We start from the raw sequence: 24,172 nt of genomic DNA on the forward strand, positions 1-24,172 counted from the left end.
TATCGCAATTATAATGATGTTTGACTTAATTTTTCGCAATCGCTCATAGTCTTTGAGTGAAAACATTTTTTAATAAATGTAAAAAGCCCTCTGTGTGCAAGTCTAATGAGCCATTTAAAATACAAAGGCGAGATATAAGACTGACTAAATAAATGCAATCCCCCATAGGAACAAAAATGCAGATTATGTGCTTTAGCAATGAGTTCTAGGGATTGATAAGTGTAGAAGCTAATATGCTGCCCGTGAGAAAAACCATAATACCACCAAGTATTTGTGCCACTAGATTCTGGAATAGGGCAGGGGAGAAGTTCTGTGGAAAAAAGCAAATTAGGGCAAACTCTTAGCATAGAATCTATCTCTTCTCTAGGGTTTGGCAAATGCTCAAATACTTCAAAGCAGGTCGCCATTGTTGGTGTTGTGTTGCTATCCCATTCAAATCCTCGTGCAAATAAATTTTCACAATATTTATCACTCCAATAGCTATCTATCCCAACATCGCGGAGCAAACGCACGAGTAGCCCACTTCCACCACCAAAGTCAAGCAGAATCTTTTCATTCACCCCCCCCCCCCCGTTAAAATATCACCTTTATCGCCCATACCAAACAAGAGGGCAGCGACACACGAAACAATTTTATATAAATAAAAATTGCGTGCGACTATGCCCGTATCAGCAATATTGATAGCACTTTGATAGGCTAAAGGAAGCCAATACACTTCATCGCAACCTAAAAATCCGCAATGCTCACACTTATAGAAAGGCTCATTAAATTGATGTAGAATTTGTGCATAAAAGGCTACATTACTTTTTGAGCCACAGATTTTGCACGAAACACTTTGTTTGACATTTTGTATTTTCATAGATTCTCCTTTGTGTTAATGACTAAAATCCTTGCAAGTATGCAAGGGCAAATGCTTTATGGCTTTAAGTCTTTCATCTCCTTGCAAAAATGAAAGATTGCCAAATGCATCGCGACTTTGCCTTGCGTGATGAGTGGAGCAATACTCTTGCAATGGAGCAGTAGAGAATGGAAGTTTAGATTCTAAGCTTTGGTGAATAAAAAATGCATTAGTCCCACTAGAATCTGCACCTACAAATATATATCCTTTGCTTTTGCCAAGCGAGATTAAAGCTTCTATACTTGCACCAAAATATAGTCCGCTGTGATGAGCTAAAAATCGATCAAAATCTGCACGATATGGCACACTCACGCAAAGCTCACTTCCAAATACAGCATTATACTCCACCACCACGATAGCAGGATTTACGCACTCTATAGCCTCCCAGACAAAATAATCCACCCCATCAATATCAATGCTTAAAATAGCGATATTATCTAGCTTTCTAGAATCTAACCATTGTTTGATTAGAGTGTTGATATTATCCTTTGTGATAAAAGCACATTGTGCCTCTAAATCGTGCTTCCAATATATACCATCTTGTTTGATAGATTCAATATGTGTCGCACTTCCATCCATAATAAATCCCATAAAATTCCGCTTTTTCAAAAGATAGCGAGTGTTGGATTCTGTATAATCTTGCACTCCAAATTCCACAAAAGCACGAGGATAAGGCGAGTGTATAGAATCTAGCTCCAGTACTTCAATAAGCAAGTCCAAAATCCCATCTTCGCCATTTTGTGAATACACGCTAAACTCAAAATCTCTAATATCTATCCCCCCCCCCATTAATTGCTGTCTATAAAGCTGTTTATGTTGGATTGATAGGAGATTTGCGTGTAGCATAGTTAATTTATCAAGCTTAGAATCTAGCCCGTGGGCGAAGTAGATTCTCAACTTTTTGAATATTTTTTTAAGAATTTTTTTCATTGCTGCTCCTTTTTTGGTTAGTAGGCTAGGACCTTTATTTCATAGCTGAAAATTTGCGGACTTGGTGCGTGGAAAGCACTATTTGTTATGCGATTCCAAAAGGCAAAGTTAAGTTTGTAGAGGTGTAAAAAGAACTTGCGAATAATTCTTTTTACACCTTTTGTCCCTGCAAGTGCATCTTGATCTATAATGTCTATGTGAGTAAAACCTGCCATTTTTAGGACATAAATCAAGCTTCCAGCTGTAAAAAGTGTGTTATGAGTAAAATCTTCATACGCCCAATAGCAGCCTGTGTGGCTTTGGGCATTTGGCACTGCTATAAACATTTTTCCACCTTCTTTCAAAATATTATTCTTAAAATGAGAGAGAATCTCCACTACTTGCTCTTTTGGTAGATGCTCCAAAACATGTGTTGTGATAACTAGGTCAAATTTGTCTTGGGGGCTAAAGTTTAGGATATTTTCACACACTATGGCTTCTATCCCTACGCTTTGCACATAGGCAATGGCTTTGGGATTTATATCAATGCCAAGCAGTTTATACTCGCCCCCCCCCCCCCGTTAGAATCCGCAAAATTACAATAACACTTTTTAATCGCTAAAAGATTTTGTCCAAAGCCACAGCCAAAGTCTAGGATTCTAGCGTGTTTAGGCAGCTGGCAAATCACTTCCTCAAAATACGCTGGCAACTTTGCTTCCTTGTAGGTCTCTGGACTCACACCCCTTGCTTCAAAATATTCACTCATTTTTGCTCCTTTGTGTAGATTTGCTCTATGACATCAATAACCTGCTTAGGCTGTATGTCGTTAATATCAAGTGTGCTTTTGTAGGCAAAGACATTGCTTAGCTCCTTGTATCTGGCGTAATTTGCCGTGATAAAGGGGTGCAACACAGGGTAGTATTTATCCCTTATCTCTTTAGGATAGGGGATAAATCTACCCAAATGGTTGCCGTTAGACACGACGATAATTATCGTCGTGTCTAACAAGGCACATAAATGCACCGCGCTTGTTTCATTCGAAACAAGCAGGTTGCCGTTATACACGAGAAATGCCAAATCCACCAAAGTAGTTTCCCCCGCTAAATTACATAGAGATTGCCCACACTCTTTTGCTATGGGTTGTAAAATTTGAGTGAGTTTTGCTCCAGATTCCCTATCCGCACTCCCTCCGCATATAAGGATATTGTGCTTGTGGTTTTGCATAAGATATGCCCCAACTTCTGCAAAATGCTCTATGCTCCATTGGCGATATTTTGCACTTGCCCCTATGAATAACACGCCATAAGGCTTTTTGGTGGGTATTGCTCGTGTGGGTGGGCAGTGGAGATGAAGCTTTGGAGAAGTCTCAAGGGGCTTTTGTAGCAAGTGCTCAAAAAACTCTTTATTACGATAAAACTCAAATATAATATCCTTGGTGCTTGGTGTTAGGGTTGTGTAGATTCTATCGTGGCGTGTTTTTTTGCGTGGAGAGAGATTGACATCATCACCTTGTGGAGCGATTTTGCTTAGGGCATTGATATGTGAAGCAAGGGTGGCATTGAGCTCATCGCGAGAATGCACGGGGTTAATGAGTAGCTCATAGCCTATTTGCTTGATGTGGCGTAGGATTTTAATTTTCTTATAAATATGTTTTGTTTGAAAATGTGCCGTGTTAATCCAAATGCAATTATCACAATATGATGAGTCAAAATACTCATACAAGGGCTTCCACGCACTATTGCCAATAAGTGTGATGTGGTGATTAGAGTAGGCTTTTCGCACTTCACTTAAAAAGGCACGAAAAAGCAGATAATCTCCTATGGCATCAGTGCGGAGGATAACAATGCTTTTTTGCCTATGAATCTTGGGCTTTGTGTAGGCAAGAATATTGATACAAAGCTCCACAATAGGCTCTAAAATCTCGCGTAGGATAGGCTTTAGCATTATGCTACAAACCTTGCGTGAGTTGTGTCAAAAGTGCTAGCGATATGAGTGGAAGTGGGGATAGGAGCGAAAAATACAGGATAATCTAAGAAACTTGTGGAATCTGGAAAATATGAGAATTGTAAAAAAAGACTTAAGAATCTATGATTGCTCCCCCCCCCCCCGTTAAAAATACATAAGTATTGATATAGGTATGTGCTATTTTTGCAGATTCAAATCTCAAAGAAGAGACTCTAGCATTGTGGGCAAGTGTGGCATAGGCTTTTGCATCTTGGCTTAAAATCCACTCTATACCCTCTCCTAGTGTGTTAGAGTCATTTGCAAGCGGTGCTAGGTAGCCATTATGCTTGTGGGTAATCATATCACCATTGCCGCCGATGTCAAATGCCACGACAGGTGTGCCACAGGCTAAGGATTCCATAATGACATTGCTTAGATTTTCTGCCAAGCTTGGAGCGACAAATATATCACAAGCATTAAAGGCAAAGGATAGAGCGTAGTCATCGTGGAGAAAGCCTAGTGTGTGGGATTTAATCCCTTGAATCTGTGGGGCTTCTCCGCCAAAGACAAGTAGCTCACATTGTGATTTAAGGTTAGAAGGGAGATTTTCTAGGGCAATTTTTAACTCGTTAAAGCCCTTTCTTCCCACACTAGCCCCACCAATCGCACCAAAGCCGATGTAGTAAGTAGGCTGTGCAAAAATATGGGGGAATAGCGTATGTAAAGTATGCTTGGCAATAGAAATAAGCCAAGTTTTATCTACTGCCCCCCCCCCCCCCCAGCTAATTGTGCGTAAGTGTCAATATAAGCGTGGGCGACTTTTGAAGATTCAAAAGCTTTTATCGCAGAAGAGCGAGCATTGTGAGCGAGAGCTTCATACTTAGCTGTTTCAAGGCTTAAAATCCACTCTATACCTCTTGCTAAATCGTTTGTGTCATAGCATTTGGCAAGATAGCCATTGTGTTTATGAGTGATAATGTCTTTTAGCCCACTTGTATCAAATGCCACAACAGGTGTGCCACAGGCTAGGGCTTCAAGGGCGGTTTGCCCAAAGGATTCTAAATGGCTTGGCATAATAAACACATCACTTGCGCTATACAACAAAGCCAAAGCAATATCATCGTGCAGTGTGCCTACATAATGTGTGGGTATATCTTGTAGATTTTGCCCTTCACTAGAGCCAAAGACGAGCAATTCACACTTATCTTTAAGATTTTTCGGGAGACAATCTAGCGCGGCTTTTAGCTCATTAAAGCCTTTGCGTGGCGTTGAAGTCGCACCAATGGCACCAAAGCTTATGATTTTTTTAGGCGTGTGGATATGCAGCATTTCTCGTGCTAGGGATTTTTGTATGGGGCGATAAATGCGTGTGTCAATGGGATTTGGCAGATTGATAATAGGCTTAGAGCTTAATAGGCTAGAGTCTTTGGCACTTTGTGCTATCCAGCGAGATAAGCCATTGATGGTAAGATTTTTTAGCTTGGCATAGGTCTTTGCTTTACGCTTAAATGTCCAAAAGCTTATGTCAAACGGATAGGTAGATTTAAGCAAGGGGCAGCTTTTACAACGAGTGCCAACCCCTACACAGGCGGCTGCCACTACGTGGCAGCCGCCTGTGTAGGGGTTGGCATCGTGTAAGCTCCATAGTATAGGGGCTTGTATGGATTGTAAGTCTTTGATACTAAAAAAGCCATTTTCCACCCAGTGTAAATGCACGATGTCTGGTTTTAGGGCTTTTATCGTTGAGATAAGCAGATGATTGCTTGGGGTAAAAATGGGGAGATTAGGGGAGAATATGTCTTTTACTCGTTTTGGGTAAGCCATAAGCGGAAGCTGGGATAGAAAAGGGCGGATTTTAGCGACAAGCTTTTGAGGCTTTGTTTGAGCAAGCTGTTTGACCTGCGGCGTGTCGCCTGTTTTAGTCTGCGTGAGAACAATAGAATCCACCCCTGCTTCTAGCAGGGCTTTATGTAGCCTTATGCAAGCTCTACCAGCTCCGCCATTATCTAGACTAGTGATATGCACAACTCTCATCAAAAAGCCCTATGGATTAGTTTAGGCGCGTATTGTAGCGTATTTGTATGTCTGTGCAAGTCTAGCCCTTTTGCTGCTCTTTAAGCCAGTCAAAGAGGGCTTGACTGTATCCAAAGCCCCCGGATAGGTGGCTAGCAAGCGTGTCTTTATACATTCCTTGGTAGATGTCGCTGCCGGGCTGCTTAGGGTAGAGTGGATTTTTAAGATTGAGCGAAGTATCGAGCATAAACTTTAGCAAAATCGCTTCAAAGGCATCGGTCTGCTCTTTTAGCTTTGCATCATCGCTAGTTTTGCTAATGCTTGGGGTTTTGCTTGCTTGGTAGGCTGCTAGGGTGCTGCTTGTGTCGATTTTCATTGTTGCTCCTTTAATGTGTTAAAAAGTGGATTCTAGTCTTATGGATTCGGTCTTGGGTAGGCAATGTGATTGATTGCACGATTTTAGGGCAGCCGCAGACCTCTAGTCTAGCTCTACCCTAAAATTCGTGCAAAACAACCACAGCCCCACCACAATTCCTAGAATCCTAGAAGAAAAGGGGCTAAGTGTGAAATCCACACAGCCCTAGAATCCACCTTTCTCATAGAACCTCTATCGGCGCGGCGATCGCACCACTTTGGCGCATAGCCTCTAGGATAGAGATCATACTCTTTGGGCTTGCGCCCATTTTTTGCAAGGCTTTGACGACATTAGATATAGTCGTGTTGGGCTCGCTCGCACTGATTGTCGTGCTATTGGGATCAAAGCTTGTCGTAGAATCCAGCTTTTGCGCGCCTTTTTCATCAAGCAAGGGTTCATTGGTGATTTTTAGCGTTATATCACCGCTTGTAACCACCACAGGACGCACAGGTATGTCGATCCCTGCGACAATCGTGCCGGACTTTTCATCGATGATGATTTTGCTACCCATTGTGTAATCAATCTGCACTTCTTGGAGTAGGGCTAGGAACTCCACAGGGGTTAGATTTTCTGGGCGATTTAGCTTGATCGTGCGAGAGTCTATGGCTATGGCACTTTGCTCGCCAAAGGTGCTATTTAGCACTTGCTGGATTTTGATAGCATTTTGGAAGTTTGAAGTCTTTAGGCTTAGGGTTAGATCTTGCTGATTGCTTAGATTATAAGCGACTTCGCGCTCTACAACGGCACCTTGAGCGATCGTGGCATTTAGGAGATTGCTCGAGCTGCCTGTGCTCACCGCGCCTTGCGCTATGGCATAGATATTGCCATCTACTGCGGTCAGTGGAGTCATCACTAAAATTCCGGATTCTAGGGATTTGGCATCGCCTATGGAAGAAATTTGTATATCAAGCTTATCACCCTGTCTAGCAAACGCCGGGAGATTTGCGGTAACGACCACCGCAGCGACATTTTTGGACTTTATGCTCTCTGGGCTTACCTTGACATTCACGCCTTCAAGCATATTGGCGATGGATTGCATAGTAAATTTTGAGCTAGTTTTATCGCCCGTGCCATTAAGCCCGATAACTAGTCCATAGCCGATTAGCTGATTGCTTCTCACACCTACGATATTGGCTATATCGCCGATTTTTTCCGCATAGGCTTGCGTGCTAAAAAGCAGCAAAAATATCGCTGTCATTATGTAGCGGTGGCATTGCTTGTGCATTCTTGCAGTCATTATCTCTCCTTAGGATAAGCCATATTTGATGGGTATCGCTAGGATTCTAAGCAAAAAGGATTCCATAAATATTGTGCCAAAATAGCTTTGACTTATGTATATTTATAGTATTTATTTATTTTTTCGTTGTAGAATCTAGGCTCACATTCACACTAAAGGAGAAGTCTATGAACTCACTTCAAAAAAAGTTCGTTGCTACACTAGGGATTTTTGGCTGCGCTGTTGCGCTAAATGCTGCTGCGCCAGCAGATATTATTAAGACAAAGTGCCAAGCGTGCCACGGGGCAAATATGGAGAAGCAAGCTCTTGGTAAAAGCAAGATCACAAATACAATGACAGAAGAAGAGATCAAAAAGGATCTTCTAGGATATAAGGCAAAGACTTTGAATCACTTCGGTCTTGGCGCGACAATGTGGGGGCAAGCAGCAGCACTAAGCGATGAAGAAATCGATGCGCTTGCAAAATATATCCCTACTTTGAAAAAGTAAGTCTTAGAAAAATAAGCATTGTGTCTGCTGCTTAGCGGCGGGCGCACTTCTACTACAAATACTACAAAGCAGACTAGATTGAGATCTCCCAAAAACACAGACAAATCCGTATCCCCACAGATAGATCCAGCACAATTACTAGACCCTACACAAGATCGCAATGATAATGACGACAAGCTTGGACAAGATTTTTTGCGCGAGATCCAAGAAAATCCAGAAAATATCAAGCAGCTTTTAGAAGAATTTATCAACATTAGCTATCGTTATGAAAAAGATGTCAAAGATGCTAAAGCCCTGTATGAATGGCTCATAGAGACACTGCCGCAAGCTATTTGGGTCTATAATTACGATGGGAGCTTTTTCTACCGCAATACTCGCGCGATAGAGATTTCACACATAGTAGAATTGATACAAGCAAACCCCCAAGATAGCCTAGAATCCACTTTAGAAATTGAGTGCGACAAGCGGATTTTCCTTGTGCAAACAAGCTCTTTTCAAAATCGCTTGCTAATTACTGCCACAGATATTACAAGCCAAAAGCGTCAAGCCAGACTTGCTTCTATGGGGCAGATTTCCGCGCATTTGGCACACGAGATCCGCAATCCCATAGGCTCGATGTCTTTGCTTGCAGCGACATTGCAAAAATCAGCACTACAATCACAGCTCCCCATCATCGATGAGCTGCAAAAGTCCATTTTCCGCGTGGAGCGTATCATCAAAGCAACACTGCTGTTTTCTAAAGGCATTAGTGCCAATAAGCAGCCCCTAAGAATCTGTGAGCTGCAAGATGAGCTGCAAGCCTTTGTAAAAAGTTATAGCTTTAGCAAAGACATCGCATTTCACTATGCTTTTGCCGATAAAGTTGCCTATATGGATAAGGATTTGATCTTGATCGCTTTGCAGAATTTTTTATTTAATGCCATTGATGCGATAGAAGAGGGCGATAATGAATGCGGGCAAGTAGTGCTAGAGGGCGATATTACACAGGGGGAAGTGTGCTTTTTGATCAAAGATAATGGCAAGCCCTTTGATAATCCAAACATTCTCTTTGAGCCATTTGTTACCACCAAGCTTAAGGGTAATGGGCTAGGGCTAGCTCTGTCAAATCACATTATCCAAGCGCATTCTGGGCACATAGAGCTTAATGCCAAAGATAAGGAGTTTAGAATCTATCTCCCTAAAGTAAGTGTATAGGCTAGCTGATTATCATAGATTGGCTTAGCTCGCTGCTTTACTTATATGCAGGCTTGCAATAACAATATGATGAAAAAACACAATGGGCAAAAAGTGGATTCTAGGCTTTAGATGCGAGAATCTAGGATCGCATAATGAAGGGGATAAGACTAGGGCTATCAATGCAGCGTAATGCTTAATCTATAATCCTAGTCTGCCAGCCCTAAGCTTTTATAAAAACGGATTCTAGGCTTGCTGTGTGTTTAGCTTATATCCCACACCGCGTATGGTTTCAATCTTTTTCCCAAAGCTTCCAAGCTTATTGCGCAGGGTGTTGATATGCATATCCACAGTGCGTGTCTCTCCGCTAAGCTCATATCCCCACACAAGCTCCAAAAGCTCCTCCCTAGAAAATGTCCTATCGGGATTTTTCAGCAAGCAGGCAAGCAGATCAAATTCTTTCAAGGTGGTTTTGATCTCTTGATTGTCAAGAGTGATTGTGTGGCGTTTGGGCGATAGAGAGAGTGTATCTAGCACCAAATCCCCAAAATCATCGCCATTATAGCGGCGCAGCAAGGCGCGGATCCTAGCAAGTAGCTCTAGCGCACTAAAAGGCTTTGAGAGATAGTCATCAGCCCCTAGATCTAGACCTTTGATCTTGTCATATTCACTGCCAAGTGCGCTTAGTATGATTACAGGTATGTCGCGTGTCTTGCTCTTTTCCCGCAGGCGTTTTAGGATACTTAAGCCATTTTCATTGGGCAGCATTAAATCAAGCACGATGAGCGCAGGCAGCTCTTTGGTCAAGCTAGCATTAAAATCTAGCGCATTATCAAAGCCCTTGGCTTCGATATTTTGGCTTGAGAGCGCGTATAGCACAAGCTCCAAAATACTGCTATCATCTTCTAGCACATATACCATATAAGTCCTTATCGCAAATCTTGTGAGATTTTACCCAAATCTTCCGCCGATGTAATCTTTAGTGCGCTTGTCTTTGGGGCTATTAAACATCGCATAAGTTGTGTCAAACTCCACCACTTCTCCAAGCAAGAAAAACGCTGTTTTATCCGAGATTCTAGCGGCTTGCTGCATATTGTGCGTAACGATTACTATGGTGTATTTTTGCTTCAGCTCACTGACTAGCTCCTCGATCTTTAGCGTAGAGATGGGGTCTAGTGCGCTTGTAGGCTCGTCCATTAGTAGCACTTCTGGATTGACAGCAAGGGCGCGTGCGATACAGAGTCGCTGCTGCTGCCCACCACTTAGCCCAAGGGCAGATTTTTTTAAGCGGTCTTTAAGCTCTTTCCACAAAGCCGCACCTTTTAAGCACCGCTCCACTATTTCATCAAGCTCGGCTTTTTTCTTTATGCCGTGGGTTTTGGGACCGAAAGTGATGTTGTCATATACGCTCATAGGGAAAGGATTTGGCTTTTGAAACACCATCCCCACGCGCTTGCGCAGGATATTGACATTGTAGTCTTTGTAAATATCCTTGCCCTCAAGCAAGATTTTGCCACTTACTTGACAATCAGTTACTAAGTCATTCATACGATTTAAGCAGCGCAGAAGGCTAGATTTGCCGCAACCACTTGGACCGATAAAGGCACTTACTTCATTTTTGAGCAAGTTGAGATTGATGTTTTTAAGCGCGTGGAAGTCCCCATAGTGGAGATTCATACCTTTTAGCGTGAAAATATCTTTTGATTTTGGGGCTTGAGACTTGGCGTTTTGCATTATTGCTCCTTGGTGTTGTTATGCTGGCATAGGCGGGCTAAACTTTTTAGCGACAAAGTTTGATAAGAGATTTAGAGCTATGACCACGAGCAAGATTACCACCGCACTTGCGGCGGCTTGATTGATATAAAGCCCTTCATTAAGTAATTGATACAAATGCACACTAAGTGTCCGCCCAGAATCCATAGCTACCGCCACTTGCGCCACACTCCCTGATGTATAGAGCAGCGCAGCACTCTCGCTGATGATGCGCCCTATGGATAAAATCACCCCAGATAGCACGCCGCTTACCGCACAAGGCAGGATAATGCGAAATAACACCACAAGTTTTGGCGCACCAAGCCCAAAGCCCGCTTCTTTGTAAGTCTCTGGCACGCATTTTAGGGCTTCTTGGGTGTTGCGCAAGATCAGCGGCAGCACCATAATGCTTAGGGTAAAAGCCCCTGCTAGCATAGTGAAAGTATTATCAAACACATAGATGACAAAAACAATGAAGCCAAACAGCCCATATACGATAGATGGAATCCCAGCCAATGTTTCTGAAGCCATATTGATCGTGCCAACAAACCACGAATCAGGCTTGGCGTATTCTTGTAGGTAGATTGCTCCTAGAATGGCGATGGGCGCGGAGCAGAGTAGGGATATGACCACGATTATAATGGTATTGATGATAGCTGGGAGCATAGAGACATTTTCTGTGGTGTATTTCCACTCAAAAAGCGTGGCATTTAAATGCGGCAGCCCACTATACAGGATATAGCCCACGATAAGCGCAAAGACAGCGATCGTAAGTGTGATGGCTATATACACACTTACTCGCAGGATAAGTGATAAGAGATCATTGTGGGCTGTGGTGCCACGCGTTTGTGTCGCTTGCTTTTGGGGCTTTAGCTTTGCTTGCTTGCTTGGTAGCTTTGTGGTATGAGCTTTTGCCATAGTGTCCCTTGAGTATTAAAGAATCTAGCTAGGATTATAAAGTGAGTATGTAAAAGCCTTTCACCACATTGTAAAGGCTTTGTAAAATGCCTATAACTCCACGCAGATACGGAAACATTTAGAAATCGACCACGCGCAATGTATGTCAAAAATCACTAAACATATATTGTGTTTAACAATTTTTGCTAGTATTCCATCTCCAAAATCTCAAAACACAAGGTGAGTTTATGAAAAAATCGTTTCTCTTCACTTCAGAATCTGTAACAGAAGGACACCCAGATAAAATGGCAGACCAAATCAGTGATGCGGTGCTTGACTACATCATTGAGCGAGATAAAAATGCACGGGTAGCGTGTGAGACGCTTGTAAGCAATGGCTTTTGTGTCATCGCTGGGGAGCTAAAGACAAGCGTATATGCCCCTATGCAAGAAATTGCTAGAAAAGTCGTGCAAGAAATCGGCTACACAGATGCGCTCTATGGCTTTGACTACCGCAGTGCAGCGGTGCTAAATGGCATTGGCGAGCAAAGCCCGGATATCAATCAAGGCGTGGATAGAGCCGATGGCGAGATAGGTGCTGGCGATCAAGGGCTTATGTTTGGCTATGCGTGTCGTGAGACGCCCTCTCTTATGCCTTTGCCTATTTGGCTTTCACACCGCATTACAGAAGGCTTAGCAACAAAACGCAAAGATGGCACACTGCCTTTTTTGCGCCCAGATGGCAAATCTCAAGTTACCGTGCGTTATGAAGATGGCAAGCCTGTAGGCATTGATACAATCGTTATATCAACGCAGCACAGTCCAGAGACACAGCAAACACATTTGAAAGACGCAGTCATTGAAGAAATCGTGCAAAAGGTGATCCCACAAGAATATCTCAACGATAATATTCGTTATTTTGTCAATCCCACAGGCAAATTTGTCATCGGCGGACCACAAGGCGATGCAGGGCTAACCGGGCGTAAAATCATCGTGGATACTTATGGCGGGAGCTGTCCGCACGGAGGCGGGGCATTTAGCGGGAAAGATCCTAGCAAGGTAGATAGAAGTGCGGCGTATGCAGCTCGCTATGTAGCTAAGAATCTTGTAGCAAGTGGCGTGTGTGATAAAGCAGTCGTGCAAGTAGCCTATGCTATCGGCGTGGTAGAGCCTATATCAATCCTTGTAGATACGCAAGGCACAGGCAAAGTAGAAGACTCCGTGCTGACAGAGTGCGTGAAAAAGGTCTTTAGACTTACGCCTAAAGGCATTATAGAATCACTTGATTTGCTTCGCCCTATTTATCGCAAAACTGCAGCGTATGGACACTTTGGGCGAGAATTGCCTGAATTTTCTTGGGAGAAAACTGATAAGGTTGAAGCGATTAAAGATTTCTGTGGAGTGAAGTAGTAAGCCCTAGAATCCGGTTTTGAGCATTGTTTGTTGGCTACTAAAGAATTTAGGCTGTCTTGCTTCTAAAGAACTTGCATTGCTTGCTTTCTAAAGAAGCTTCGCTGCGCTTGCTTTGCCGTGTCGCCGTTGTCAGCTCGCAATGACAGGGGATTAGCTCTTTGTATGGTATGTATCTCATCATCGCTTAGGTTGTAGAGTGTATAGACTAAAGAGTCAATTTTGGATTCTAGCTCTTTTTACTTATGGATTGCTTCGGCTACGCCTCGCAATGACGGAGAAAAGCGTTTTACTTGTCATTGCGAACGCAGTGAAGCAATCCATACTAGAATCCACTTTTACTCCTTTTCTATTGTTTCTATCTCATCGTTTGTGAGATTGTAGAGTGTATAGACTAGGCTGTCAATTTTGGATTCTAGCTTTTGTAACTTACTACTTTTTAAATAATTTGCTATGGCTTCCCACACGCAAGGCGTTAAGCTGCAAAGTATCATCACATAGCTCATAGATTAGCAATAAATCTAGCTTAATATGACGCTCTCTAAAGCCCTGCAAGTTTCCACTTAACGCGTGGTCTTTGTGCTTTGGCTCTAGTGTCGCACCTGTGGTTAGCTTATCTATAAGCGCGTCAGTCAAATCTTTGTCTTTTGTTTGCAGCTTTTTGTAGTCTTTGATAAAGCTTTTTGTGAAATTGACATTATAGCTCGCCATTATCGATCGCCTTCCTAAACTCAGCCACATTGGTGTAAGTCTTTAGCGTGCCTGCTGCTCTCTCTTTTTCAAGCTCTGCTTTTGCCTTTAGAATCTCTTTTTCAAATTTTGTAAGCTTTGGCTTTTGCACCTTGCATTTTGCGTTATCAATCTTTGCTAGACTTTTTATCGCGGTGTAAAGCTCTTTGCTGGCGTTTTCTATAGTGATTGTCATTGGCTCTTCCTTATCGTTTTGTGTGGCTTAGATTCTAGCATTAGTTTTCTATGTTTTGGAATCTATGGTTGCGATTTCATCATAGCTTAGGTTGTAGAGTGTATAGACTAAAGAGTCAATTTTGGATTCTAGCTTGTGTGCGTTGCGAGCGTTATTTTCTGCGTGGCAATCTATAAGCCTTTGTAGGTGTTTTCATCTCTTTTGGCTACTTTGATAATTTGGATAACTTGAAAAGTATCATTTTTGACAATGCCGATAATCCTATAATCCCCAAGTCTCCAGCGGTAGCGATTGTCATTGAAGCCTTGTAAATGCTTTGCATTTGGTAGGGTGCAAGGATTTTCGCAAGTTGCCAAGCTTTCGTTGAGAAAAATATCTATTTTTACAAATTCTCTCGGTGCTGATTTTGCTAATTTTTTTAAAAATTTAATAACTTTCTTTTCGTATGCAATGTTATAGCTCATTGCCATAATCCCTGCTTATCTCTTGCTCTATTTCTATTTTTAATCGCTCTTGCTCTTGTTTTGACATTTGACTTTTTAGTTCATTTGCGATTTTGTCAAGCCCAGATTGCTCTCGTGTAGCAAATTCATATTTTGGAGAATCTAAACTCTCCTTCATTTTTGATTTTAGGAATTTAATAAGCTCTTTATTGGCATTTAAATCTGCTTTGATTTTCTGCTCCTTTTTTTCTGCATTTAGGAGAGAGTTTAGAAGCTGCCGCCTGCTCATATTCGCATATTTGTCATAGTTTGTTGCAATCATATCTACCCCTTTCCGCTTCTTTTATTATTATTGAGCTTACGAAATATAGCAAATTATAGAAAATAACCATTAGCCTAGTTAAGAGAATTCACTTGTTTTTTATGGATTGCTTCAGCCCTAAAGGGCTTCGCAATGACTGGGAAAGGGGGGTGGTCATTAGCAACGCAGTGAAGCAATCCATACTAGAATCCACTTCCCCAAACAATTAAAGCAACTTTAAGGCGTAGGTATCTATAATCGCCCCCATACTTTCTAGAGATAGAAAGCATCGGCTTACTTGTATAAGGTAAGTTTCCCTGTCTTAGAGCAGGGGTTACTCACTTCTTTTAGTGCTGCCCTTAGTCTTTTCCTATGATATTTTCCTTTACTTTATGCTTTATCAGTGTGAATTCTTTAGTATCCACATTTGCAAGTAGCCTTTCTACCCTTTTGCTATCAAATACCCTTATTTGCCCAAGTAGTGCGACTTGTAGCTTCCCCTTGCTATCGGCAAATTTATGATAGAGTTTGCCGCTTTTGCCTTTAGTTTTACTGCTAAGGGGGACTCCCAAAAACAGCTGATTATAAAAACATTTAGCACAAGCACAGGGCGCGTGAAAGTGGAGTCCTTGCCATAGACTTCACTGCCTACATTCTGCCCTATGGATACCCAATAGATTCTGCGTGGTTGTATGTTTTTGGCGTGTGTTTTGCTATGGATAGATTGCTTTGTAGTATTCCATAGCTCAAATCTTGCATTATCATTCACTGCGTGTCTCCTGCACTGCTTTAAGGCGTGATTCTAGCATTAGTTTTCTATGTTTTGGATTCTATTATTTCTATCTCATCGTTTGTGAGATTGTAGAGTGTATAAACTAAAGAGTCAATTTTGGATTCTAGCTCGGCGGTGTCGGTGGTTTTGCTGTCATTGCGAGCTTTGGCGTAAAGCAAAGCGTGGCAATCCACTTTCACACTAGAATCCGCTTTTGGTTTGTGGATTGCCGCGCGGTGCAAGCACCGCTCGCAATGACGGGGAAAGCGTTTTATTTGTCATTAGCAACGCTGAAGCAATCCATACTAGAATCCACTTTTGCCTTTAGGGTCTATTTTTTAAACAGCTCACTATGGCTGCCTATGCGTATGCAAGAGAGTAGCAATGCTTCTTTATCTTTTTTATACACGAGTAGCAAATCTGGCATTATATGGCACTCTCTATATCCACTATAATTGCCGATAAGCTTATGGTCTTTGTGCTTTGGCTCCAGGGGTAGGTCATAGAGCAGGCGATTTATCAGCGATTTTGCTTGTAGCTTTTGGGCTTGGGAGAGCTTTTTATACTGCTTTTCAAATCTACTTGATGTTTCTAGCTCATATTTTGGGCTATCCATTAGCTTGCATAGCCCTTTCAAACTCTGCAAGGCTTTTGTATCGCTTTGTCTTACCCTCTCTTTGCTCTGCTTCAAACTCGGCGATAGCTTCTTGTATCTCTGCCTTTTGCATATCATCGTGCTGTGCGATGATTATGGCATTTGTGTTTTTCACTAGCTCGGTATAGGCTGGCAGAAACTCATCTTTGATATTTTCTATAATCAGCGTCATAGGCTCTTCCTTATCGTTTTGTGTGGCTTAGATTGTAGCATTAGTTTTTTATGTTTTGGAATCTATGGTGTGGATTTCTGTTTCGCTTAGGTCATAGAGTTTATAGACTAAAGAGTCAATTTTGGATTCTAGCTCTTTTTGCTTATGGATTGCCGCGCCGATTTCATCGGCTCGCAATGACGATTGGGGTTGGATTGCTTCGGCTTCGCCTCGCAATGACAGAATCTGCTCTACACATTGTATAATCTCATTCGCTAGGGGCTTGTTGGATTCTGTGATTTTGGGGATAGGGATTTTTCTTAGATACTCTGGATTTAAATCAATATTTCCAACTCCCCTTATTTCATCTAGTAATAAAGCAATATATTTTGAATTAAGTATCCCTAACAAATATAATAAATTGACTTGTTGCGATAAGTTTTCAAGGTCATTTCGTTCAAAGTTAGAAAATTTTTTTATACTTGAAATAATGCTTTTGTTATTTATGTTTTTAAGATTATGCCACAGCACACAAACCCTAATAGTTTGGTCGCAAATAGTTTTGTTAGTGTCTATGACTGACTTTAAATATCCTATTTTGTTAATTACAAGTTTTTCTGCTTCAAAAAGTTCTGGGAATCTTGGTTCTCTACATTGTGATGGACAGCGTTCTGTATTGTATTCAAGGTATTTAACATTTACTATTTGATATTTTTCAATATCTTTTCCTTCAATATATGCTCTATTATGGATTTTATCCATTGTTCTACTAATCAAATCTTTTTTTGTAAATTTATAATTTTTATTAGATTCACTTGAATGAAGTCCCATACCAACGCTTATATAGCAGAAGTCCCCTAGCGTATTTAATTTTTGATATTTATCAATTTCTCTTTCACCTGTAAGATTCCAAATAAAACTTTTTTCATCTTGTATGAATATGTTTCTATTCTTCTTATAAATACGCTCAATAGTATGATGATGTAATTTTGAAATAAAAATTTCATTGTTTGCATTGTTGTTTTGTATAAAAACGATACAATTTAAAACTTCAGCATTAAAGACTTTTGACTCGTGTAGGTCGGCAATTTCTACAAGGCTAAAATCTTTAAAAACATTTTCTCTGCTTTTTTGTGCGTATGGTTGATTTGTGTAGGGATATGGAATAATCATAGAACACATTCCATTGAAGTTTAGTATTTTCAATCCACGCTCTATAAAAGGGATATACAAATCCCATTTTTTGTGTAATGTTTTGTAGTATGAAATATTTTTTAATGTTTCTCTTTGTTGGGCTAAAAACTTATCTTTCATTTGATTTGGAGCAGATATATACGGCGGATTGCCGATGACGATGTCAAAGCCTTGAAGTCCAAACATATACTCGCTGTCAAAAAAGCCTGCCACAGAGTGTGGGTCGTAGGGATTCCATAGTGTCAATGGGCTCTCGCCTTGGTCGTGTAGGATAAGGTTTCTCGCTATGTGGGCGGCGGTCTTTAGGTAGTCTTGCTTTAGCTTCTCTCTGCTCTTTAGGTCTGCGGTGAAGTTAGCTTGGCGGATAGACTCTAGCTTTTGCTTGTCGGCTTGGTAGCCATCATACTCTAGTATAGAGTCTTTTGGCAGTGGGAGCAGGGAATTGGCACTTAGGAATTTGAACTCTAAGTTTGGCAGGGGGGCTATGGAGTGTGGGGACTCATCGACTATGAGCGATAGGAAGCAGCGCAAGCGTGAAATCTCTGTCGCCATAGGCTGAATGTCTATGCCGTAGATGTTGCTCTGCAGTATTTCTAGCTTGCGGGTGTAGGGGGAGCGGGTGTCGCCTAGCAGGTCTTGGAGGTCTAGGATCTCTTGCATAAGCCCTATGGGGAATGCCCCGCTGCCACAGGCTGGGTCTAGGACTTTTAGGGTGGATAGGGCGGCTAGGATTTGGGCGTGTGTGGTTGGGGGTAGGTGTGATGGGTCTTGGTGGAAAATTAGGGCGTGTAGAGTTTCTGGCGTTGGCTTTGCCGCGCTTTTGCGGGAGTCTGCGGCGTGGGCTTGCTCATTACCGCTTAGGTAAATCCCTTCGCCCACGCCTTGACAACCCACAAAATCATCGGCAAATCCTTCCGCCTGTGAGTCGTTTAGATTTTGTGCTTCATTCCTAGAATCCGCTTTTTTATTTGCGGCGTTTTTGCTGTCATTGCGAGCGGACTTGTCCGCGTGGCAATCCACACTAGAATCCACTTTTGATTTATGGATTGCCACGCTTTGCTCTCGCAAAGCTCGCAATGACGGGGAAAGGGCGGTCTGCTCGCGGCAGGATTTTTGCGCGGCTGTTTTATCGCTGCTTGTGGATTCTAAGATTTTGGAGCTAGAATCGTGGCTTTTCGAGCCGCGCGCGGAGATAAGCCTTGAGTGGCTATCGCACAAGCGCGGCGATGAAATCCGCGATTCTAGCCCAAAAGCTGAATCCATTTTAGACAAAAGGTATTGGTAGAGAGAAGTGCGACACATATACTGCACAATCTCCCTCGGTGTATAGTAGCTCCCTGTCGATTTACGCAATGAGCTAGTAGAGTCCTTGCGATTATCAGTAAATAGCTCGCTCAAAAGGCTCTCAAACACCATACCCAAAAGCTCTGGGTTTAGCCCTACTTCTTGGGCGTCTGGGGTGGATTCATCAATGCTGAAGTGGTAGCTTTCAAGCAGGGTGAAAAGCTCGGCTAAGGGGGTGTTGGGGACTTTTAGGGTGGTGTGGTAGGCGGTGGGGCGGCTTGGGGAGTAGAAGTCGCTTGCCTGTGGGGCGAAAAGCCCGCCGTTTAGGTAGGGGATCTGCTCTAAAAGGGCGGCTATGTGTGGGTCTAGCAGGGCGTAGTCTCGGGCGTTTTTGGGGGTGTTTAGCGTGGAGAAAAAGAGCGGCTCTAGGACTTCGTGGTAGTAATTGCCGCTTAGGGTGGTGCTAAAAATGGCTGTATCTATAATGCCCTTTTTCTCTAGGAATTTGCAAAAAAGCAGGCGGGAGAGGAGGCGGAGGGAGAATTCGCGTTTAGTGTTGTCTTGGGAGGCTTGGCTGGTGGATTCGGCTTTGCGCGATAAATCGGCGATTGCTTCACACTCTCGGCGGTTACGCACGCCAAGTGCGCGCCCTTGAGAGTGCTCGCAAAGCCCCGATTTCTCATCGCAAATCCTAGAATCCTTTGCTTGCTCGCTTAGATTTTGAGCGGTTTTCTTAGAATCCGCTTCGTTGCTAGAATCCGCTTTTTTCTTGTCATTGCGAGCGGACTTGTCCGCGTGGCAATCCATAGCTTCATCGCTAGAATCCGCTTTTGATTTATGGATTGCTTCGGCTTCGCCTCGCAATGACGGAGTGGGGTGGATTGCTTCGGTCGCTTCGCTCGCTCGCAATGACGGAGTGGGGAGCTGGATAGAGTCTATCAGCGCGATAAAAATCCCCACAACCTCTTGGTAGAATTTTTCATTTAAGCTTTCTATGCTTAGGGCTTTAATGCTCTCTTGGTAGAGCTGATCAATAGGCGTGGGCATTTGCTTCTTATGCTTGGAGGCTTTGGCTATGGAGTCAAGATTGCGCAAATGCCCTTTGCTAGGGGAGAGTAGGGATAGATCTTTGATGATTATGACTCTTTCTAGCACATCTTGGTCTGCGGCGCGCTTATGCTCTCTGCGCGTGGCGAAGCTTATGGTAAGTAGGTCTTCTTGCGGATTTAGGAAGAAGATGATGTTGTAGGAGGGGATGGCGCGGTTTATGGCTTGGGTGGCTTTGGCATAGAGAGATTTGGAGAGTGTGGCACTAGGCTTTGAGCAGATAAGGCTAAAGGCTAGGTTTGTATGCCCTAGGCTAGAGCTAGAGAGAGTCTCGCTGCTAGCAGCAGAGGCAAAGCATACAATCGCGCCGCCAAAGTCAAACTCTCCATAGCTCTGCTCTAGGGCGTGCAGGGCTTGCGCGTCTGCTTGGGCTACTTCTAGGGAGAAAAGCTCATAGATAAGTGCTTTGAAGCTTTGTGCTAGATCTTTGGGGCTAGCTTTGTGGTGGGATAGGGGGGAGAGATGGGGGGTCATTTTTGCTCCTTTGGTTTGGGTTTGGCTTTAAGCGATTCGGCTTTCTAAAGAAACTGCGCTTCGCTTGTTTTGGGTAGGCAATGCGGCAGTGTTGCGATTTTTGTGAAAGGCACGAACGCCAAGTTCGCTAACCTTCCCCAAAAATCGCAAAGCTCCCACAGCCCCACCGCAAATCCTAGAATCGTGGTGGGCTGGCTGGGTGGCTTGGGTGAAAATCCTAGAATCCGCTTTTTTATCCACTTTTTGTTTAGTGGCGTTTTTGCTGTCATTGCGAGCAAGCGCGGTAGCGATTGCGTGGCAATCCATACTAGAATCCGCTTTTTCTAAAGAAGCTACGCTTTGCGATTTTTGTGCGTTTGTATCAAAAGTGGATTCTAGGGTTTGTGGTTTTGGTGGTGTGGATTGCCACGATTTTGCTAGCGCAAAATCTCGCAATGACGAGAGATATTTCGCCTGTGGCTCAATATGACAAGAAAGGGCGTTGGGGCTAGAATCCGCTTTTTCTAAAAAAGCTACGCTTTGCGATTTTTGGGCGGTTTTATGGATTGCTTCGCCGCCGTTGTCGGCTCGCAATGACAGAGAAGCTTGATTTTCTTCTTCAAGGATTCTAGGAGTTTCGGTGGTGCTAGCGGTGTTTTTTAAGGATTTTAGGGGGGAGCAAGAGTCTGCGGTTGCCCTAAAACAAGGGACACCGCTCGCCGTAGGCGATGTTTCTTTAGTAATTTTCGCAACACTGCCGCATTGCTCACCCAAGACCGAATCCCCCTTAGAAAAAGTGCTCATAGACTCTTTGCCTTATAGTTTGCCAGCTCGCTAAAGTCCGGATTGACAAACAAAAATGCAATGAGTGTAAAGCGTTTTTTCTCGATAGAGTAGAGTCCGCTATCGCGCGTTTTTATACTGGCTCTGGCTTGGCTGTGGGATAGTATCTGTGCTTCTAAATCTTTGGCTATATCTTTGAAAATAGCTTGCAAGAAAGCGATATTTTCATAATCTTGGCTGGCTCGCTCTAGGGAGCTAAACTCCGCTTTATCGGCTTCGTTTATGCTGGCAAAGTCTCTAAGCTGTGAGAGGTTGCGGCTGCAGTCGCTATCGCTCACAGATGGCAGGAGCTTCTTGCTAGCGCAGTTGTAGAGGGTGTAGTAAGTTTTCTTACTCTCATCTTGCAAGGCGGCAAAGATGAGATTCTGGGCTAGGGTGCTTGCGCTTGTGGAGCTTGATCTAGCGATAGAAAATATGCCATTTGGCAGGTGGCTTTGGTGCTTCTCGCTTAGCATAGAGCCTAGCACAGAGCTTGGGGATAGGAGATAGTCTTTGGTCTCATCAAGTGCGCTTAGCTTGCTATCTAGGGCTTGGTAGGCTTCTTGTCTGGCTTGCTGGCTTGGCTCTTGCTCAAGGCTTGTGCCAAAGAAGTTTTTCTGCGTGGTGGTGGTAGCTGCCGCTTGGGTCTTGTGGGCTATGCGTGATTCTAGCTTGATGTAGGATTCTAGCTTGATATGTGGGAAAAAGTGGTAGATATGTATCTGTGCGTGGCTGCTGCCGATACGATAGATCCGCCCTATGCGCTGGATCGCACGCACGGGATTAAAGGCTATGTCCCAATTGATGAGATTGGCGCAGTCTTGGAGATTTTGCCCCTCGCTAATGCAGTCGCTAGCTACGAGAATATCTATGGGCTTTTCGCCGCTAGCTAGGGTGTATTTCTGTGATTTGGGGGAGAAGAGTCGCTTGTTTGCATTAAACTCTTTGGTCTTGGTCTCGCCTGTAATGCTAGCTATGTGTAGCTTAGGGTAGCTAGCCTGCAAGCTTTGCTTAATGGTCTCGCAAGTGATGATAGACTCGCTAAAGATTAGGAGCTTCTGGCTGTGGATACTCTCGCCTAGGGCGTCTATGATCTTGCATACTTGGGTAAATTTCTCGCTTCTAGCAAAGTGCTTTTGCGCATTGTAGGGGGAGATCCTTTCAAGGATAGATTCTAGCTTGGATAAATCCTGCTCACATAGCTCTCTAAAGCGCGGAGATAGCTTGGTGATATAGCCATATTCGTAGCATTTCTTGAGTCTTGTGGGGAAGATCGCGGCATCTTCATCAAGCAAGTCATCTTGCCTTTCTTCTAGCTCTTTGGCAGAGAGGAAGCTGCGGTGGTAGGCGATGATCGTGCCTAGGATTTTGGAGAATGCATCTAGGGAGGATTCTAGGGCTTTTAGCAAGCTCATCGCTAGGAAGCCCCTTGGCGTGGTGTAGTCGCCTAGATTTTCTAGCTGCTTGTCTTGTAGGATTTCTCTAATGGAGTCTGGGAGAAAGGGGTAGGGGTCATAGATACTAAAGCTGATAGACTCACTTGTCTTATCATCGCCAAGTCCTAGGATTTGCACAAGCTCTTCATAGCTAAAGTCTATCCCACTAGGCACGCTTGATAGGAAGAGCTTGGGCGCGATGTGGGCTTTGGGGAGGTGCTTGCCCCAAAGCTTTAGCTGGGATTCTATCTCGCTGCTTTGTGTGGTGTAGATAGTATGGGTGAGCCTATAAAAGTCCTTGTGGATTGGGGCGTTGGACTCTAGGGCTTTGTCTGCTTGGGCGCAGACTCTAGCTAGGTTTAGCGTGTCGCCGCCTATGGTGATTGTGGGGTTGATTAGGGCTAGTTGATTGGATAAATCGGTGATTTTGTTGTTGATAGGTGTCGCGCTAAGGAGCAACAGGCGTGCGGATTTGCTGAGATTGGCTTGGAGCTTGTCGTATTGGTTTTGGCGTGATTTTGCCGAGCCGTTGCGGAGATTGTGGCTCTCATCGATGATGATAAGGCTGGCGTATTTAAGTAGTTTTTGCACTTTTTCATCTGGGTTGGCGGCTTGGTGGTAGCTTATGATATGGGTGCAGAAGCTAAGGTCTGCTATAAATGTGTCGTGTGGGCTTTGCGGAGCTTGGCTAAAGTAGCTCTCCCACTGGGCACAGAGCTTGGGAGGGGTGATTATGACAATATTGCTATATGCGCTTAGCACGCCTAGGGCGGTGAGTGTTTTACCCGCGCCCACAGAGTCCGCGCATAGGGCTACCTTGTAGGTTTTAAGCCGCTTTTGCAGCTCTTTTGCCGCTTTTTGCTGGAAAGGATAGAGTCCAAATGCCTTGCTCCCTTGCTCTATAAGCGCATTTTCATCACTATCTAGATCGGCTTCTGGGTGCTCTAGCAGGGCATAGAGCTTGGCGAAAATATCCTTAGGGCTGTGGTAGAAAAAGCTCGTGCTTAGGGCTTCTTGGACTTGCTTGGTGCTATCTTGGCAGGCGTGTAGCATTTGGTAGAAATACTCTAGGGCGGCTTGCGTGTCGGCTTTGGAGTCGCATACTAGGTTTAGCTCTTTGTTGCTCTTATTGTCATAGAGTCCTAATCCGCTGGCGGTGAAATTTGAGCTGCCGATGATGGCAGTTTGCGTGCGATTTGGCGTGTCTTTGGTGTGGAAGACATAGAGCTTTGCGTGGATAAGAGTGCTTTTTTCTTGTAGCATAGCGATGTGCGTGGGCGTGTCGCTGATAAATCTATATGCCTTGCGCGTGGTGCGTAAGCTCTCTAGCTGCTCTGTGTAATCAACTATGCGTAAATCATAGGGATCTTGTAGGAAAAATCGCACTTGATCTGTGTCTTTTGTCGATGGGTCTTGCGTGCCTAGGATAAGGGTTAGGGAGCGGATCTTGTGTGCGTGGGTGGAGAGATACTCTAGGGCTTTGGCATTGAAGTA

At 43.5% G+C, this 24,172-nt stretch carries 30 protein-coding genes; 4 read left to right on the plus strand and 26 right to left on the minus strand.

Annotated elements, in window-relative coordinates; genetic code table 11:
* Positions 1-8: 8 nt before the first annotated feature.
* The 10 genes from DX060_RS07015 to DX060_RS07055 all read right to left on the minus strand — a co-directional run bounded on the left by DX060_RS07015 (position 9) and on the right by DX060_RS07055 (position 7,416).
* Positions 9-560: a class I SAM-dependent methyltransferase gene (locus DX060_RS07015; RefSeq protein WP_258552239.1), complete on the minus strand. Its 552-nt coding sequence runs from the start codon at positions 558-560 to the stop codon at positions 9-11.
* Positions 557-859, minus strand: coding sequence for a hypothetical protein (locus DX060_RS07020; protein ID WP_115011792.1), 303 nt, complete (start codon positions 857-859; stop codon positions 557-559). Before DX060_RS07020 ends, DX060_RS07015 begins: the two co-directional genes overlap by 4 nt.
* 15 nt (positions 860-874) lie before the next feature.
* Entirely contained in the window at positions 875-1,828 is a 954-nt protein-coding gene (locus DX060_RS07025; protein WP_258552241.1) for a hypothetical protein, read from the minus strand.
* A gap of 17 nt (positions 1,829-1,845) precedes the next feature.
* Positions 1,846-2,325: a methyltransferase domain-containing protein gene (locus DX060_RS07030; protein ID WP_258552242.1), complete on the minus strand. Its 480-nt coding sequence runs from the start codon at positions 2,323-2,325 to the stop codon at positions 1,846-1,848.
* A gap of 20 nt (positions 2,326-2,345) precedes the next feature.
* Positions 2,346-2,573, minus strand: coding sequence for a hypothetical protein (locus DX060_RS07035; RefSeq protein WP_115011794.1), 228 nt, complete (start codon positions 2,571-2,573; stop codon positions 2,346-2,348).
* Positions 2,570-3,751, minus strand: a complete 1,182-nt coding sequence (locus DX060_RS07040) for a glycosyltransferase family 9 protein (RefSeq protein ID WP_115011795.1) — start codon at positions 3,749-3,751, stop codon at positions 2,570-2,572. The genes DX060_RS07035 and DX060_RS07040 overlap by 4 nt, the downstream gene beginning before the upstream one ends.
* A 133-nt stretch (positions 3,752-3,884) precedes the next feature.
* Entirely contained in the window at positions 3,885-4,400 is a 516-nt protein-coding gene (locus DX060_RS12050) for a glycosyltransferase (protein WP_258552244.1), read from the minus strand.
* Positions 4,401-4,510: 110 nt separating this feature from the next.
* Positions 4,511-5,785 carry a glycosyltransferase gene (locus DX060_RS07045; RefSeq protein ID WP_258552246.1) on the minus strand — a complete coding sequence of 425 codons (1,275 nt, stop codon included), beginning with the start codon at positions 5,783-5,785 and terminating at the stop codon, positions 4,511-4,513.
* Positions 5,786-5,846: 61 nt separating this feature from the next.
* Entirely contained in the window at positions 5,847-6,140 is a 294-nt protein-coding gene (locus tag DX060_RS07050; RefSeq protein ID WP_115011796.1) for a Rod binding protein, read from the minus strand.
* Positions 6,141-6,360: 220 nt separating this feature from the next.
* Entirely contained in the window at positions 6,361-7,416 is a 1,056-nt protein-coding gene (locus DX060_RS07055; protein WP_408938836.1) for a flagellar basal body P-ring protein FlgI, read from the minus strand.
* 167 nt (positions 7,417-7,583) lie between these two features.
* Between DX060_RS07055 and DX060_RS07060 the strand changes: the two genes are divergently transcribed.
* Together DX060_RS07060 and DX060_RS07065 are read left to right on the plus strand one after the other, a co-directional pair.
* The gene (locus tag DX060_RS07060) at positions 7,584-7,904 is read left to right on the plus strand and encodes a c-type cytochrome (protein WP_115011797.1); all 321 of its coding nucleotides are present in this window, start codon (positions 7,584-7,586) and stop codon (positions 7,902-7,904) included.
* A 78-nt stretch (positions 7,905-7,982) separates the two neighbouring features.
* Positions 7,983-9,098: a sensor histidine kinase gene (locus tag DX060_RS07065; RefSeq protein WP_147278793.1), complete on the plus strand. Its 1,116-nt coding sequence runs from the start codon at positions 7,983-7,985 to the stop codon at positions 9,096-9,098.
* Between the two features lie 24 nt (positions 9,099-9,122).
* Here DX060_RS07065 and DX060_RS11390 read toward each other — a convergent pair whose 3' ends face one another.
* The 4 genes from DX060_RS11390 to pstA all read right to left on the minus strand — a co-directional run bounded on the left by DX060_RS11390 (position 9,123) and on the right by pstA (position 11,747).
* The gene (locus DX060_RS11390; protein ID WP_181814228.1) at positions 9,123-9,260 is read right to left on the minus strand and encodes a hypothetical protein; all 138 of its coding nucleotides are present in this window, start codon (positions 9,258-9,260) and stop codon (positions 9,123-9,125) included.
* A gap of 63 nt (positions 9,261-9,323) precedes the next feature.
* Positions 9,324-9,998 carry a response regulator transcription factor gene (locus tag DX060_RS07070; protein ID WP_115011798.1) on the minus strand — a complete coding sequence of 225 codons (675 nt, stop codon included), beginning with the start codon at positions 9,996-9,998 and terminating at the stop codon, positions 9,324-9,326.
* Between the two features lie 30 nt (positions 9,999-10,028).
* Positions 10,029-10,811: a phosphate ABC transporter ATP-binding protein PstB gene (gene pstB / locus DX060_RS07075; protein ID WP_115011799.1), complete on the minus strand. Its 783-nt coding sequence runs from the start codon at positions 10,809-10,811 to the stop codon at positions 10,029-10,031.
* Between the two features lie 18 nt (positions 10,812-10,829).
* On the minus strand, positions 10,830-11,747 hold the full coding sequence (gene pstA, locus DX060_RS07080; RefSeq protein ID WP_115011800.1) for a phosphate ABC transporter permease PstA: 918 nt from the start codon (positions 11,745-11,747) through the stop codon (positions 10,830-10,832).
* A gap of 227 nt (positions 11,748-11,974) precedes the next feature.
* Between pstA and metK the strand changes: the two genes are divergently transcribed.
* On the plus strand, positions 11,975-13,135 hold the full coding sequence (gene metK / locus DX060_RS07085; RefSeq protein WP_115011801.1) for a methionine adenosyltransferase: 1,161 nt from the start codon (positions 11,975-11,977) through the stop codon (positions 13,133-13,135).
* 222 nt (positions 13,136-13,357) lie between these two features.
* A complete protein-coding gene (locus DX060_RS11395) occupies positions 13,358-13,519 on the plus strand; it encodes a hypothetical protein (RefSeq protein WP_181814229.1) in 162 nt (53 codons plus the stop codon).
* 48 nt (positions 13,520-13,567) lie between these two features.
* Here the strand turns inward: DX060_RS11395 and DX060_RS07095 are convergent, their stop codons facing one another.
* The 12 genes from DX060_RS07095 to DX060_RS07160 all read right to left on the minus strand — a co-directional run bounded on the left by DX060_RS07095 (position 13,568) and on the right by DX060_RS07160 (position 24,064).
* Positions 13,568-13,846 (minus strand): type II toxin-antitoxin system YafQ family toxin, encoded by a 279-nt coding sequence (locus tag DX060_RS07095; protein ID WP_115011802.1) that lies wholly within the window; start codon positions 13,844-13,846, stop codon positions 13,568-13,570.
* Complete coding sequence (locus tag DX060_RS07100) at positions 13,833-14,060, minus strand: hypothetical protein (RefSeq protein ID WP_115011803.1); 228 nt, start codon at positions 14,058-14,060, stop codon at positions 13,833-13,835. The genes DX060_RS07095 and DX060_RS07100 overlap by 14 nt, the downstream gene beginning before the upstream one ends.
* A gap of 170 nt (positions 14,061-14,230) precedes the next feature.
* Positions 14,231-14,530 (minus strand): type II toxin-antitoxin system RelE family toxin, encoded by a 300-nt coding sequence (locus tag DX060_RS07110; RefSeq protein ID WP_258552247.1) that lies wholly within the window; start codon positions 14,528-14,530, stop codon positions 14,231-14,233.
* Entirely contained in the window at positions 14,514-14,825 is a 312-nt protein-coding gene (locus DX060_RS07115) for a hypothetical protein (RefSeq protein WP_115011804.1), read from the minus strand. Before DX060_RS07115 ends, DX060_RS07110 begins: the two co-directional genes overlap by 17 nt.
* Positions 14,826-15,163: 338 nt before the next feature.
* Positions 15,164-15,376 (minus strand): hypothetical protein, encoded by a 213-nt coding sequence (locus DX060_RS12055; protein WP_115011805.1) that lies wholly within the window; start codon positions 15,374-15,376, stop codon positions 15,164-15,166.
* Positions 15,271-15,573 (minus strand): hypothetical protein, encoded by a 303-nt coding sequence (locus tag DX060_RS07125; RefSeq protein WP_115011806.1) that lies wholly within the window; start codon positions 15,571-15,573, stop codon positions 15,271-15,273. Before DX060_RS07125 ends, DX060_RS12055 begins: the two co-directional genes overlap by 106 nt.
* Positions 15,574-15,620: 47 nt before the next feature.
* On the minus strand, positions 15,621-15,818 hold the full coding sequence (locus DX060_RS07130) for a type II restriction endonuclease (RefSeq protein ID WP_258552248.1): 198 nt from the start codon (positions 15,816-15,818) through the stop codon (positions 15,621-15,623).
* A gap of 89 nt (positions 15,819-15,907) precedes the next feature.
* Complete coding sequence (locus tag DX060_RS07135) at positions 15,908-16,192, minus strand: type II toxin-antitoxin system RelE/ParE family toxin (protein ID WP_115011808.1); 285 nt, start codon at positions 16,190-16,192, stop codon at positions 15,908-15,910.
* Complete coding sequence (locus DX060_RS07140) at positions 16,185-16,403, minus strand: hypothetical protein (RefSeq protein WP_115011809.1); 219 nt, start codon at positions 16,401-16,403, stop codon at positions 16,185-16,187. The genes DX060_RS07135 and DX060_RS07140 overlap by 8 nt, the downstream gene beginning before the upstream one ends.
* Before the next feature lie 48 nt (positions 16,404-16,451).
* Entirely contained in the window at positions 16,452-20,441 is a 3,990-nt protein-coding gene (locus tag DX060_RS07145) for an Eco57I restriction-modification methylase domain-containing protein (protein ID WP_115011810.1), read from the minus strand.
* Between the two features lie 27 nt (positions 20,442-20,468).
* Entirely contained in the window at positions 20,469-21,224 is a 756-nt protein-coding gene (locus DX060_RS11400) for a hypothetical protein (RefSeq protein ID WP_181814230.1), read from the minus strand.
* Positions 21,221-24,064, minus strand: coding sequence for a helicase-related protein (locus DX060_RS07160; RefSeq protein ID WP_115011813.1), 2,844 nt, complete (start codon positions 24,062-24,064; stop codon positions 21,221-21,223). Before DX060_RS07160 ends, DX060_RS11400 begins: the two co-directional genes overlap by 4 nt.
* Positions 24,065-24,172 lie beyond the last annotated feature (108 nt).

Source organism: Helicobacter canis, assembly GCF_900451095.1.
Taxonomy (GTDB): Bacteria; Campylobacterota; Campylobacteria; order Campylobacterales; family Helicobacteraceae; genus Helicobacter_B; species Helicobacter_B zhangjianzhongii.

What these genes read in the sequence shown, in the direction of transcription:
- DX060_RS07020 (WP_115011792.1), bottom strand. Translation starts at nt 859, where the DNA reads ATGAAAATACAAAATGTCAAACAAAGTGTTTCGTGCAAAATCTGTGGC.
- DX060_RS07025 (WP_258552241.1), bottom strand. Translation starts at nt 1,828, where the DNA reads ATGAAAAAAATTCTTAAAAAAATATTCAAAAAGTTGAGAATCTACTTC.
- DX060_RS07035 (WP_115011794.1), bottom strand. Translation starts at nt 2,573, where the DNA reads ATGAGTGAATATTTTGAAGCAAGGGGTGTGAGTCCAGAGACCTACAAG.
- DX060_RS07040 (WP_115011795.1), bottom strand. Translation starts at nt 3,751, where the DNA reads ATGCTAAAGCCTATCCTACGCGAGATTTTAGAGCCTATTGTGGAGCTT.
- DX060_RS07045 (WP_258552246.1), bottom strand. Translation starts at nt 5,785, where the DNA reads ATGAGAGTTGTGCATATCACTAGTCTAGATAATGGCGGAGCTGGTAGA.
- DX060_RS07050 (WP_115011796.1), bottom strand. Translation starts at nt 6,140, where the DNA reads ATGAAAATCGACACAAGCAGCACCCTAGCAGCCTACCAAGCAAGCAAA.
- DX060_RS07055 (WP_408938836.1), bottom strand. Translation starts at nt 7,416, where the DNA reads ATGACTGCAAGAATGCACAAGCAATGCCACCGCTACATAATGACAGCG.
- DX060_RS07060 (WP_115011797.1), top strand. Translation starts at nt 7,584, where the DNA reads ATGAACTCACTTCAAAAAAAGTTCGTTGCTACACTAGGGATTTTTGGC.
- DX060_RS07070 (WP_115011798.1), bottom strand. Translation starts at nt 9,998, where the DNA reads ATGGTATATGTGCTAGAAGATGATAGCAGTATTTTGGAGCTTGTGCTA.
- pstB (WP_115011799.1), bottom strand. Translation starts at nt 10,811, where the DNA reads ATGCAAAACGCCAAGTCTCAAGCCCCAAAATCAAAAGATATTTTCACG.
- pstA (WP_115011800.1), bottom strand. Translation starts at nt 11,747, where the DNA reads ATGGCAAAAGCTCATACCACAAAGCTACCAAGCAAGCAAGCAAAGCTA.
- metK (WP_115011801.1), top strand. Translation starts at nt 11,975, where the DNA reads ATGAAAAAATCGTTTCTCTTCACTTCAGAATCTGTAACAGAAGGACAC.
- DX060_RS07095 (WP_115011802.1), bottom strand. Translation starts at nt 13,846, where the DNA reads ATGGCGAGCTATAATGTCAATTTCACAAAAAGCTTTATCAAAGACTAC.
- DX060_RS07100 (WP_115011803.1), bottom strand. Translation starts at nt 14,060, where the DNA reads ATGACAATCACTATAGAAAACGCCAGCAAAGAGCTTTACACCGCGATA.
- DX060_RS07110 (WP_258552247.1), bottom strand. Translation starts at nt 14,530, where the DNA reads ATGGCAATGAGCTATAACATTGCATACGAAAAGAAAGTTATTAAATTT.
- DX060_RS07115 (WP_115011804.1), bottom strand. Translation starts at nt 14,825, where the DNA reads ATGATTGCAACAAACTATGACAAATATGCGAATATGAGCAGGCGGCAG.
- DX060_RS07135 (WP_115011808.1), bottom strand. Translation starts at nt 16,192, where the DNA reads ATGGATAGCCCAAAATATGAGCTAGAAACATCAAGTAGATTTGAAAAG.
- DX060_RS07140 (WP_115011809.1), bottom strand. Translation starts at nt 16,403, where the DNA reads ATGACGCTGATTATAGAAAATATCAAAGATGAGTTTCTGCCAGCCTAT.
- DX060_RS07145 (WP_115011810.1), bottom strand. Translation starts at nt 20,441, where the DNA reads ATGACCCCCCATCTCTCCCCCCTATCCCACCACAAAGCTAGCCCCAAA.
- DX060_RS11400 (WP_181814230.1), bottom strand. Translation starts at nt 21,224, where the DNA reads ATGAGCACTTTTTCTAAGGGGGATTCGGTCTTGGGTGAGCAATGCGGC.